The 11,068-nt window shown below is 76.5% G+C and carries 9 protein-coding genes; 5 read left to right on the forward strand and 4 right to left on the reverse strand.

All coding sequences use genetic code 11. From position 1 onward, the window contains the following. From ACGFX4_RS40855 to ACGFX4_RS40865, 3 genes are all read right to left on the reverse strand, one after another. A partial coding sequence (locus ACGFX4_RS40855) for a winged helix-turn-helix domain-containing protein (RefSeq protein ID WP_393086221.1) occupies nucleotides 1-437 on the reverse strand: 437 nt, incomplete at its 3' end. A 78-nt stretch (nucleotides 438-515) separates the two neighbouring features. Next, nucleotides 516-2,117, reverse strand: coding sequence for a PP2C family protein-serine/threonine phosphatase (locus tag ACGFX4_RS40860; RefSeq protein WP_393086223.1), 1,602 nt, complete (start codon nucleotides 2,115-2,117; stop codon nucleotides 516-518). A 74-nt stretch (nucleotides 2,118-2,191) separates the two neighbouring features. Further along, entirely contained in the window at nucleotides 2,192-4,576 is a 2,385-nt protein-coding gene (locus ACGFX4_RS40865) for a phosphoketolase (RefSeq protein WP_393086225.1), read from the reverse strand. 229 nt (nucleotides 4,577-4,805) lie between these two features. Here ACGFX4_RS40865 and ACGFX4_RS40870 point away from each other — a divergent pair, with 229 nt between their 5' ends. The 5 genes from ACGFX4_RS40870 (at nucleotide 4,806) to ACGFX4_RS40890 (ending at nucleotide 8,996) form a co-directional block, all read left to right on the forward strand. Next, a complete protein-coding gene (locus ACGFX4_RS40870; RefSeq protein WP_393086227.1) occupies nucleotides 4,806-5,684 on the forward strand; it encodes a universal stress protein in 879 nt (292 codons plus the stop codon). A gap of 363 nt (nucleotides 5,685-6,047) precedes the next feature. Then, nucleotides 6,048-6,458 carry a hypothetical protein gene (locus tag ACGFX4_RS40875; RefSeq protein WP_393086229.1) on the forward strand — a complete coding sequence of 137 codons (411 nt, stop codon included), beginning with the start codon at nucleotides 6,048-6,050 and terminating at the stop codon, nucleotides 6,456-6,458. A 210-nt stretch (nucleotides 6,459-6,668) separates the two neighbouring features. After that, on the forward strand, nucleotides 6,669-7,688 hold the full coding sequence (locus ACGFX4_RS40880; RefSeq protein ID WP_393086231.1) for an Acg family FMN-binding oxidoreductase: 1,020 nt from the start codon (nucleotides 6,669-6,671) through the stop codon (nucleotides 7,686-7,688). Between the two features lie 127 nt (nucleotides 7,689-7,815). Further along, nucleotides 7,816-8,514 (forward strand): response regulator transcription factor, encoded by a 699-nt coding sequence (locus ACGFX4_RS40885; RefSeq protein ID WP_345701303.1) that lies wholly within the window; start codon nucleotides 7,816-7,818, stop codon nucleotides 8,512-8,514. A gap of 104 nt (nucleotides 8,515-8,618) precedes the next feature. After that, nucleotides 8,619-8,996, forward strand: coding sequence for a pyridoxamine 5'-phosphate oxidase family protein (locus ACGFX4_RS40890; RefSeq protein WP_393086234.1), 378 nt, complete (start codon nucleotides 8,619-8,621; stop codon nucleotides 8,994-8,996). A gap of 64 nt (nucleotides 8,997-9,060) precedes the next feature. On the opposite strand, the gene ACGFX4_RS40895 is transcribed toward ACGFX4_RS40890, so the two are convergent. Then, nucleotides 9,061-10,770 carry a GAF domain-containing protein gene (locus tag ACGFX4_RS40895; RefSeq protein ID WP_393086236.1) on the reverse strand — a complete coding sequence of 570 codons (1,710 nt, stop codon included), beginning with the start codon at nucleotides 10,768-10,770 and terminating at the stop codon, nucleotides 9,061-9,063. Nucleotides 10,771-11,068 lie beyond the last annotated feature (298 nt).

The following is an 11,068-nucleotide window of genomic DNA, read 5'->3' on the forward strand; positions in this document are numbered from 1 at the left end:
CGGTCGTCACGCTCGATCGCCCGCCGGGCCGGCTGCTGCCAGGACCAGCCGTGCCGCTTCAGCAGTCTCCAGGTGCCCTCCACCGTGTAGCCCACGTGGAACAGCCGGCCGATTAGCGTCTTGATCCGCGCCAGCGTCCACCGCTGGTCGACCCAGCCGTGAGCCAGCGGCCCGCGCTCCAACTCCCGTTCCAGCCTGGCGATCTGCGCTTCGCTGAGTTTCGGTCGACCTGGCGATCCCTTCGACAGGACCCCCGCTTCGCCGCGCTCGCGCCACTGCCGGCGCCACCGCTCCACGGACCGCTCGCTGACCCGCAACGCGGCAGCGATCTTCCTGTTCCCCTGCCCGGCCTCGAAGCGATCCACGGCCTGCAGCCGAATCCGCTCCCTCGCGGCCCTCCCGGCGTCGGTCAGTCCGCCGCCCTGTGCGTATCTCACGCTCTACGGCTACCGGCGCGGACCGGCCGCCGTCAGGTGAACAGCTCCGACTTCACCCGATCAAGTTCAGTAGCCTGCTCAGGCCACCGGGAGCCGGGGCCCGGGGCGGTGGGCGGCGGCGAGCAGGCTGACGTCGTCGCGGGACCAGTCCAGGCCGAAGCGTTCGGAGGCCTCGTAGAGGGCGCGGACGGCCGCCTGCGGGGTGGGGGCGTCGGCGGCGGCGAGGACCTCGGTGACCCGGCGGTCGCCGAACTCCTCGCCGTCCGCCCCGCGGCCCTCGGTGAGGCCGTCGGTGGAGAGCAGCAGCAGGTCCCCCGGGAGGAAGCCGGTGGTGCGCACCTGCCAGGTGCCGGGTGCGGGTTCGAGGAACGGGTGGACGATCGGGCCGGTGGCCTCCAGGCGCTCGACCCGGCCGTCGGCGCGGCGCAGGAACGGCTCCTCGTGCCCGGCGTTGACCCAGCTGAGGGTGGAGCGCCCGGGGTCGACGACGGCGACGGCCAGCGTGGTGAAGCGTTCGTCCTCGGCGGCCAGGGCCTGCCAGACCGCGCGCAGCGTGGTGTCCAGGTCGCGTCCGAGCCGCAGGCCGACGGTGACGACCGTCTTGAGGCGGACGGCCAGCAGCCCGGCGTCCACGCCGTGGCCGGAGACGTCGCCGAGGAAGACCGCGGTGGCGCCGTCGGGCAGCGGCAGCACGCCGAGGTAGTCGCCGGCGATCAGCCCCTCGGCGGCCCGCACGTCCGCGTCGACGACCAGGTCGGGGCCCGGGTCCGAGCGGCCGGTGAGGATCTCCCGCAGGCCCTGGACGGCCGGTCCGACCTGGACGAGCGCCTCCTGGTCGCGGCGGGCCTGCCGCTGCGACAGGGCGAGCCGCTCGCTGACGCCCTCCGCCTCCCGCCGCAGCCGCCCGATCCAGCCGCCGGCCGTGCGGGAGCGCGCCGGGACGGCCGGGTCCCCCACCGCGGTGCGGCGCAGGTCCTCGGCGAGCGCGGCCGCCGGGGCGAGGTAGCGGCGCTGCAGCAGCCACGCCGCGCCGATGGCGGTGACCAGCAGCGCGGCGGACAGGCCCAGGATGTACAGCAGCACCGCGGTCATGTGCCACGCGGTGCCCTCCACCTCGCGGCGGCGCACCTCCTCCAGCGCCACCGCCACCTCGCCGGTCCGGGCGTCGACGTCCGCGTACGTGCCCGCCGCGGCCGGCCCGCCGGCCGTCGGCCCGGGCAGCGCGCACACCCGCACCACCTCCGGTGCCCGCCCCGGCGCGGAGTCCGCCGTCCACCGGTCGGTGCTCGTCCGCAGCCCCGCGAGGGCCGAGTCCAGCCGCGCCGTCGTGCCGGCCGTGAGCCGGTCGAGCGCCGCCAGGTGCTCCGCCAGCCGCCCGGACGCGTCCTGCCGCAGCACCTCGGCGTCCGCACCCCCACCCGCGCTCCCGCCGCCACCCGCACCGGCACCGGCACCGGTACCCGCCAGGCAGGCCGCCCGCAGGTCGCCGACCGCCACCCGCTCGGCGGCGAGCTCCGCGGCGGCGGGCTGCCAGCGGGTCTCCAGCCGGCGGGCCGCCTCCTCGTGGTGGTCGTGCAGCACCAGGCCGACCACCGCCACCCCGGCCGCCAGCAGCGCCGCCACGGCGACCACGACCACCAACAGCACCCCGGAGCCGGTCAGACGGCGCGACGACAGCACTCACCGACGCTACCGAGCCCCCACCGCCCGACCGGCGGCACCACGCCGGTCGGGCGGTCCGGACGGGGCCGGTGTCACCCGGTCCACTGCCAGTCGGCGACCTCGGGCAGGTCGGTGCCGTGGGCGCGGATCCAGTCGTGGTGCCGGGCCCGCCGGTCGGCCATGTCCTGCCGGACGTCGGCGGCGCGGGCGGCGAGGCCGGGCACCCGGTCGATGACGTCCATGACCAGCCGGTACCGGTCGAGGTCGTTGCGGACCACCATGTCGAACGGCGTGGTGGTGGAGCCGGACTCCTTGTAGCCGCGCACGTGCAGCTGCGGGTGGACGGCCCGGCGGTAGGCGAGCCGGTGGATCAGCCACGGGTAGCCGTGGTACGCGAACACCACCGGCCGGTCGCGGGTGAACAGGGCGTCGAACTCGGCGTCGGGCATGCCGTGCGGGTGCTCCTCGGCGGGCATCAGCCGGGCCAGGTCGACCACGTTGACCACCCGCAGCGCCAGCCCGGGCAGGTGGCGGCGGATCAGGTCGGCCGCGGCGAGGACCTCCTGGGTCGGCACGTCCCCGGCGCAGGCGAGCACCGCGTCGGGTTCGCGCCGGCCGTGCTCGGTGCCCGCCCAGTCCCAGATCCCGGCGCCGCGGGCGCAGTGCAGCCGGGCCTGTTCGGCGTCCAGCCAGTCGAAGCAGGGCTGCTTGCCGGCCACCACCACGTTGACCAGGTCGCGGCTGCGCAGCACGTGGTCGGCGACGGCGAGCAGGGTGTTGGTGTCCGGCGGCAGGTAGACCCGGACGGCCTCGGGACTCTTGTTGAGCACGTGGTCGACGAAGCCGGGGTCCTGGTGCGAGAAGCCGTTGTGGTCCTGGCGCCAGACGTGCGAGGTGAGCAGGTAGTTGAGCGAGGCGATCGGTGCCCGCCAGGGCAGGGCGCGGCTGGTGCGCAGCCACTTGATGTGCTGGTTGACCATCGAGTCGACGATGTGGACGAAGGCCTCGTAGCAGGAGAACAGGCCGTGCCGGCCGGTCAGCAGGTAGCCCTCCAGCCAGCCCTGGCAGGTGTGTTCGGAGAGGATCTCCATCACCCGGCCGTCGGCGGCGAGGTGCTCGTCGACCGGCAGGGTGGCGGCCTGCCAGGCCTTGCCGGTGGCCGTGTAGACGTCCTGGAGCCGGTTGGACGCGGTCTCGTCCGGGCCGACCAGGCGGAAGTCGCGGCGGTCGGCGGTGGCGGCCATGACGTCGGCGAGCAGTGCGCCGAGCACCCGGGTGGGTTCGTGGAGCGTGGCGCCGGGCTTGTCGACGGCGACGGTGTGCCGGCGGTACGGCGGCAGGGGCAGGTCGCGCAGCAGCAGGCCGCCGTTGGCGTGCGGGTTGGCGCCGAGCCGGCGGTCGCCCGCGGGGACGCAGCCGAGGACGAGGTCGGTGGGCCGGCCGTCCTCGTCGAAGAGCTCCTCGGGACGGTAGGAGCGCAGCCAGGTCTCCAGGGCGGCCAGCTGTTCGGGGTCCTCGCGGACCCGGTCGAGCGGGATCTGGTGGGAGCGCCAGGTGCCCTCGACGGGAAGCCCGCCGACCTCGGCCGGGCCGGTCCAGCCCTTGGGGGTGCGCAGCACGATCAGCGGCCAGTGCGGGCGGCGGGTGCTGCCCTCGGCGCGGGCGGCGTGCTGGATGGCGGCGATCCGGTCCAGGGCCGTGTCCAGGGCGGCGGCCAGGGCCCGGTGGACGGCGGCCGGGTCGTCGCCGGCGACGTACAGCGGCTGGTGGCCGAAGCCGCGCAGCAGGGCGTCGAGTTCGGCCTCGGGCAGCCGGGCGAGCACGGCCGGGTTGGCGATCTTCCAGCCGTTGAGGTGCAGGATCGGCAGGACGGCGCCGTCGTGCACCGGGTCGAGGAACTTGTTGCCGTGCCAGGAGGCGGCGAGCGGCCCGGTCTCGGCCTCGCCGTCGCCGATCACGCAGGCGACCAGCAGGCCGGGGTTGTCCAGGGCGGCGCCGTACGCGTGGGAGAGGGCGTAGCCGAGTTCCCCGCCCTCGTGGAGGGAGCCCGGGGTCTCGGGGGCGACGTGGCTGGGCACCCCGCCGGGGAAGGAGAACTGCCGGAAGAGCCGGGCCATGCCCTCGGCGTCCCGGGTGACGGTGGGGTAGGTGTCGGTGTAGCTGCCGTCCAGCCAGGAGTTGGCGAGCACGGCCGGTCCGCCGTGGCCGGGCCCCCAGACGCAGATCGTGTCCAGGTCGCGGCACCGGACCACCCGGTCGAGGTGGGTGTGCACCAGGTTGAGGCCGGGCGAGGTGCCCCAGTGTCCGAGCAGCCGGGGCTTGATGTGCTCGGGCCGGAGCGGTTCGCGCAGCAGCGGGTTGGCGAGCAGGTGGATCTGGCCTGCCGCCAGGTAGTTGGCGGCCCGCCAGTGGGCGTCCAGCGAGCGGAGCTCGGACTCGCTCAGCGGGTGCGCGGCCGGGTCGGCGGTGACGGACATGGCAGGGCCCTCCTCGGGCTTCGGTGTCCTGCGGGCGGCTCCCATCGTCGGGCCGCGGACGCCTGCGGCCCCAGGGTCGTTGGGGCACGGCTCACGCCCGCGGAGCGGGACCTGCGACCCGGTCCCGGGGACCCGCCCGGCCCTCCCCGGCGCCGCCCCGCGGGGCGGAGGCTGGTGGTGCCCGGGACGGCCCGGGTGCCATCTCCCCCGCAACGGAAGGACGTTCACCGTGACCGCGTACGTACTGGCCGGACTCGACGGTTCGGTCGAGAGCACCACGGCCGCGGGCTGGGCCGCCGACCAGGCCGTCCGGCGCCGGCTGGCGCTGCGGCTGGTCCACGTCGAGACCTGGCTCGACGACGCGCACGCCGGGGCCTCGATGCCGGTCGACGTCCGCACGCTGACCACCCGGATGCTCGCCCGCACCCAGGACGCGCTGCGCACCACCCACCCCGGCCTGGAGGTCCGTGCCGACCTGCTGGGCGGCGGGCCGGTGGTCGACGTCCTGGTCGACGCCGCCGCCGATCCGGAGGCGGAGCTGCTGGTGCTCGGCTCGCGCGGGGTCGGCGGGTTCGAGGGGCTGGTGGTCGGCTCGGTGGGGCTCGGTGTCACGGCCCGCTGCCCGATCCCGACCGCCCTGGTCCGGGCCCACGAGGCCGGGCGCCGGCCGGACCCGGACGGGGCGCCGGTCGTCCTCGGCGTCGACACCCACGCGCCGTCCGCCGAGGTGGTCGAGTACGCGTTCCGGGAGGCCGCCCGGCGCGGTGCCGTGCTGCGCGCGGTGCACGGGTGGACGCCGCCGCCGGTGTGGGGCTACGCGGGCTGGGTCGCGCCCCAGGTGGAGACCGAGGAGTTCCGCCTGATCGAGGGGGAGCTGCTGTCGGACGCGCTGGCCGGCTGGCGCGAGAAGTTCCCGGAGGTCGCCGTGGTCGAGTGCAGCCGGCTCGCCACCGGCGCCCAGGCGCTGGTCGACCAGTCCTCGGACGCCGGCGTGGTCGTCGTCGGACGCCGCCTGCGGCACCTCCCGCTCGGCCCGCGCCTCGGACCGGTCGGGCACGCCGTCCTGCACCACGCGCACGCGCCCGTCCTGGTCGTCCCGCACGACTGACCGTCGGGGCACAGTGCACCGGCAGCGTCGAGGAAGCAGGGGGCAGGGGGGAGGCGGAAGCGGGGAGCAGGGAGCAGGCGGAACGCCGGGGAACCGGGGAGAGCCTCACCCGTCCCCGGTTCCCCGCGTCCCCGGCCACCGCCCCCACGCGGCAGCCGGCCCCTCGCCCGTGCCCCATGTCGCACGGGAGTGATGAGCGGTCATGGCCAGCCTGACGCCGCGAGCGGGCGGTGCCGAGGGCCGAAGGTCCCTACCGGGGCCGCCGGCCGGCCCGGGCCGGGTACCCCGTCGGTCCCTGGGAGCGGACGGGCGGGCGCGAAAGAGTGGCGGGCACCGCCGACCCCGACGAAGGAGCCCCCGTCCATGGCCCGTCCCCGCCGTCGAGAACCCCGTCCGGAACGCAGCTGGTCGCCCGTGCGGGCCCGGCTCCATCTGCACCGGGCCCTCGACGAGGAGATCGACGAGCTCAGCCGGCCGCTGGACCGGGCCCGCAGCCGGACGGTGCTGCTGGCCGCGCTCGGGGCGGTGGTCGCCGCGCTGGTGGGCGCGGGCGTCGGCCGCGCCACCGGGGCGACCGTGCTCGGGCTGCTGGTCGCCGTGGCGCTGGCGGCCCTGGTCGTGGCGGGACTCTCGGTGCGGCTGCGGACCCTCGACCACCGGGCGGACCGCGCCTGGCAGCTCTCCTGGGCCCGCCTGGAGGCGGACTGGAGCGGCCGGGCCGCCCACCGGCCGGACGGCCACGACAGCCACCCGGCCGGGCCCGACCGCCCCTGACCCGCGCGCCACGGCCGCCCGGCCCGACCACCCGGTGCCCCTCGCGCCCACCGGCCCACGTCACCAGCAACCGCGGCCCACCTGCCCTCCCGCCGCATCCCGCCCGCCGTGACCGGCCCGGCCCTGCGCCGGCAGGCCCGCCGCACCGCCCGACCTCCGAACCCTCGACCGCCGCCGCGCTGCCGGCGGCCCACGGAGTGACCCAGCACCATGCCGTGCACCACCCTCGACGAGGACCTGACCCTCGCCCTCGTCTCCGCGGCCGCCGCCGCACCGTCCCTCCACAACGTCCAGCCGTGGTACTTCCGGGCCTCCGCGCCCGACCGCACGATCCACGTGCACGCCGCGCCCGGCCGCCTGCTGCCCCGGAGCGACCCGGACGCCCGCGCGGTCCACCTGTCGGTCGGCGCCGCGCTGTGCAACCTGATGGCCGCCGCCGTCCGGCTGGGCCGGGAGCCGGTGGTCCGGCTGCTGCCCGAGCCGTCCCGGCCGGGCCTGCTCGCCTCGGTCCGGCTGGCGGGCCGGCCGCGCTCGGGCCTGCTGCGCCGACCCGACCTGCATCGGGCGCTCTGGCGCCGCCGCTCCAGCCGACTGCCGTTCGAACCCGAGCCGGTGCCCGAGCCGGTCCTCTCGGAGCTGCGCGACGCGGTCCGCCTGGACGGCGCCGAGCTGCGCCGCCCGGGACCGTTCGCCCGCACCCGGCTGCTGGAGCTGACCGCCCGCGCCGAGCAGCGCCTGACCCAGGATCCGGCCCGCCGCGCCGAGACGCTGGCCTGCCTGACCGGCCCGGGCGCCGACTGGGGCCTGCCCCGGTACGCCGTCGGCCCGCTGGACAGCACCGGGCGCCTGCCGCTGCGCGGCTTCGCCGTTCCGCCGGACGGACCGGCCCGCGACCGCTGCGCCTTCGAGGCCGATCCGCAACTGCTGCTGCTCACCACCCGGCACGACGGGCCGGCCGCCTGGCTGCACGCCGGTCTCGCGCTCCAGCACGCCCTGCTGCTGCTCACCCTGCACGGCGTCCGCGCCTCGATGCTGCACCAGGCGCTCGAGTGGCCCGACCTGCGGGCCCGGATGTCGGGGCTGTGCCGGGACCGCTGCGTGCCGCAGATGCTGCTGCGGGTCGGGTACGGACCGGCCGGCTTCCCGACCCCGCGGCGGGCCGCCGCCGAGCTGCTCGGGCCGCCAGCCCCGCCCGCCCCGCTCGACCGGCCTGCCGCCACCGTCGGCTGACGGCCCGTTCGTCCCGGTAGGGCCGGACGGCCCTACCGGGACCGGGACCGTTGCGGCAGACTCCTGCTCGGTACATGCCGACGACCTGCTGCCGCCCGGCGCCGGGTCCTTCCACCCGGAGCATTTGATGTCACAGAGCGCAGCGGCCCAGGCGGACACCCCGGTCCGGGTGTTCCTGCTCGACGACCACGAGGTGGTCCGCCGGGGCGTGCACGACCTGCTGAACGACGAGCCCGGGCTCACCGTGGTCGGCGAGGCCGGCAGCGTCGCGCAGGCCCTGGCCCGGATCCCGGCGCTGCGCCCGGACGTGGCGATCCTCGACATGCGCCTGCCGGACGGCGACGGCGTCACCGTCTGCCGTGAACTGCGGTCGCAGATGCCCGGGTTGGCGTGCCTGATCCTGACCTCGTTCGACGACGAGGACGCCCTGCTGGACGCCATCATGGCGGGCGCCGCCGGGTACGTGCTCAAGCAGATCACCGGCACCGACCTGATCTCCGCCGTCCGTACCGTGGCCTCCGGCCAGTCGATGCTCGACCCCGGCGCCACCACCCGGCTGATGGCCCGGCTGCGCGGCGACGCGGCCGCGCCCGCCGCCGCCCTGCCCGAGCTCACCGAGCGCGAGCGGGAGGTGCTCGCCCTGGTCGGCGAGGGGCTGACCAACCGCCAGATCGGCGAGCGGCTCTACCTGGCGGAGAAGACCGTCAAGAACCACGTCTCCCGGCTGCTGGCCAAGCTCGGCGTGGAACGCCGGGTGCAGGCCGCCGTGATCGCCACCGAGGTGCTGGCCGCGCCGGAGCGCGCTCCGGTCCGGCTCGTGCCGTGAGCCGCCCGACAGGACCCCGGCCCGGGAGTCCCGGGCCGCCCGGCGGGTCGGACGGTGCCGATCGGCCCTCTCCGCCAGGCCGCCCGCGTATCACCATCGACGGTATGACAGCGGAGAACACCCTGTCCGGCCCGCGGTCGCTGGACGAGAACGAGTGCTACCGGTTCCTGTCCGCCGCGGCGGTCGGCCGGGTGGTGTACACGGTGGGCGCGCTGCCCGCCGTGCTGCCGGTCCGGTTCCGGATCGCGGGGGACGGCGGCGTGCTGCTGCCCGCCCCGGCCGCGGAGCTGGCCCGCGCGGTGGTCGGCGCGCTGGTGGCCTTCGAGGCGGGCGAGGTGAGCGGCGAGGACGGCAGCGGCTGGAGCGTCACCGTCCTCGGCCACGCGGAGACCGCCGCCGGCCCGGCGGCGGCGATCCGGATCCGCCCGGAGCTGGTCACCGGGCGCCTGCTCGGCGCGGGCCCGCCTCCGCTCGGCGGCTGAGCGCACCGCACGTCGGCCGATCCGCCCCGGCCGGGAGGCCGAGCCGCACCACCCGAGCCGCGTCTCAGCCGCCGAGCGGCACCGCCCACTCCAGCCTGGTCCCACCCTCCGGCGGGGAGGCCGCCTCGAAGGTGCCGCCCAGCTTCTCGGCCCGCTCCGCCAGGTTGCGCAGACCGCTGCGCCGGCCCTGCGCGGGGATGCCGACGCCGTCGTCCCGGACGGTCAGCACGACCTGCGTCCCGGTCGCCCGCACCACCACCTCGACCCGGGCGGCCCCGGCGTGCCGGGCGGAGTTGCTGAGCGCCTCGCCGAGCACCGCCACCACCTGGTCGGCGATGTCGACCGGCACGTCGGTGTCCAGCAGGCCCTCCATGCTCAGTCGGGGAGCGAAGCCGAGCGAGGCCTGGGCGACCTCGGCCGCCCGGACCACCTGGGCCCGCAGCCCCTGGGCGGAGGCGGCGTCGCGTACCCGCAGGCCGAAGATGGTCGATCGGATGATCTTGATGGTCTCGTCCAGGTCACCGACCGCCCGCAGCACCCGGTCGGCCGCCCCGGGGTGCTCGATCAGGCGGGCGGCGCTCTGCAGGGTCATCCCGGTGGCGAACAGCCGCTGGATGGCCAGGTCGTGCAGGTCGCGGGCGATCCGGTCGCGGTCCTCCAGCATCGCCAGCTGCTCGGCGTCCCGGCGGCGTTCGCCGAGTTCCAGGGCGAGCGCGGCCTGGTCGGCGAAGCCCAGCAGCGGGCCGATCTCCTGCTCGGTGAAGGCGGTCCCGCCCTGCCGCCGGGCCAGCAGCAGGACGCCTCCGATGCCGCCCTCGGCCCGGCCCAGCGGCACCGCGACCGCCGGTCCGAGGCCCTCGAAGCGGCGTGGCCCGGCGTGCAGGCCGGGGTCGTCCGCCAGGTCGGCGCTGGTCTCGGGCTGTCCGGCGGTGAAGGCCCGGCCGGAGAGCGAGCCCTCCAGCGGGACGACCAGGCCCAGCCGCGCCGCCGCGTCCCCGCCGGAGGCGAACTCCACCCGGACGGTGTCCGTCCCGGCCACCGGCACCGAGACGTCCGCCAGCTCCGCGCCGGTGATCTCCCGGGCCCGCTGGGCGATCAGGTCCAGCACGTCGCCGCGCGAGCCGCCGGACAGCAGCGCCCGGGTGATCTCCGCACTGGCGCTCAGCCAGCGCTGGCGGCGCTGCGCCTCCTCGTACAGCCGGGCGTTGTCGATCGCCACACCGGCGGCCACCGCCAGCGTCGAGATCACCGACTCGTCGTCGGCCTCGAACTCCCCGCCGCCGCGCTTGTCGGTCAGGTACAGGTTGCCGAACACCTCGTCACGCACCCGCACCGGGACGCCCAGGAAGGTCCGCATCACCGGGTGGTGCGCCGGGCAGCCGTACGAGGCCGGGTGCTCCGACAGGTCGAGCAGCCGCAGCGGTTCCGGACGGCGGATCAGCTCGCCGAGCAGGCCGCGCCCGGTCGGGTAGGGGCCGATCCGGGAGATCTCCTCCTCGGAGACACCGACCGTCAGGAACTGCGACAGGGTCTCGCCGTCCGGGGAGATCACGCCGAGTGCGGCGTAGCGGGCGTCCACCAGGACGGCGGCCGCCTCCACGATCCGGCGCAGCACCTGGGGCAGGTCGAGCTCGCGGCCGACCGACAGCACCGCCTCCAGCAGGCTGTGCACCCGGTCCCGCGTACCTCTGGCGGCGTCGATCCGGGCCTGCAGCTCCGCCAGCAGCTCGTCCAACCGCAGCTGCGGGATCCGCGACCGCACCTCGTCGCCCACCGGCTCCTCCTCGTCTCGCTGAGGCGCTGATTCTCCCAGACTCGTCGGCCGTCCGAGCAGGTACGTTCGAAGGTCGTGACGGCGGGGAAGGTACGAGTACCGTGTCGCACTCCCGCCCGGTCGCCGGACGGCATGCCGCTGCCCCGGACGGCCGGGGTCGGCGGTCCGGGGCAGCGGTGGCGGGTCAGTAGGTGATGAGGCCCGGGTCGGAGAGGCCGGCGGCGCCGGTCTCGACGTGTCCGGCGAGGCGGCGGACGAAGTCGGTGGTGACGTTGGACGTGATGGTGACGTCGTACCA

It is taken from the genome of Kitasatospora sp. NPDC048365 (assembly GCF_043200835.1).
Lineage (GTDB): Bacteria > Actinomycetota > Actinomycetes > Streptomycetales > Streptomycetaceae > Kitasatospora > Kitasatospora terrestris.

Excerpts from the sequence above, each read along its gene's own strand:
- ACGFX4_RS40865 (WP_393086225.1), bottom strand. The coding sequence starts at position 4,576 with ATGTCCGTCACCGCCGACCCGGCCGCGCACCCGCTGAGCGAGTCCGAG.
- ACGFX4_RS40875 (WP_393086229.1), top strand. The coding sequence starts at position 6,048 with ATGGCCCGTCCCCGCCGTCGAGAACCCCGTCCGGAACGCAGCTGGTCG.
- ACGFX4_RS40880 (WP_393086231.1), top strand. The coding sequence starts at position 6,669 with ATGCCGTGCACCACCCTCGACGAGGACCTGACCCTCGCCCTCGTCTCC.
- ACGFX4_RS40885 (WP_345701303.1), top strand. The coding sequence starts at position 7,816 with ATGTCACAGAGCGCAGCGGCCCAGGCGGACACCCCGGTCCGGGTGTTC.
- ACGFX4_RS40890 (WP_393086234.1), top strand. The coding sequence starts at position 8,619 with ATGACAGCGGAGAACACCCTGTCCGGCCCGCGGTCGCTGGACGAGAAC.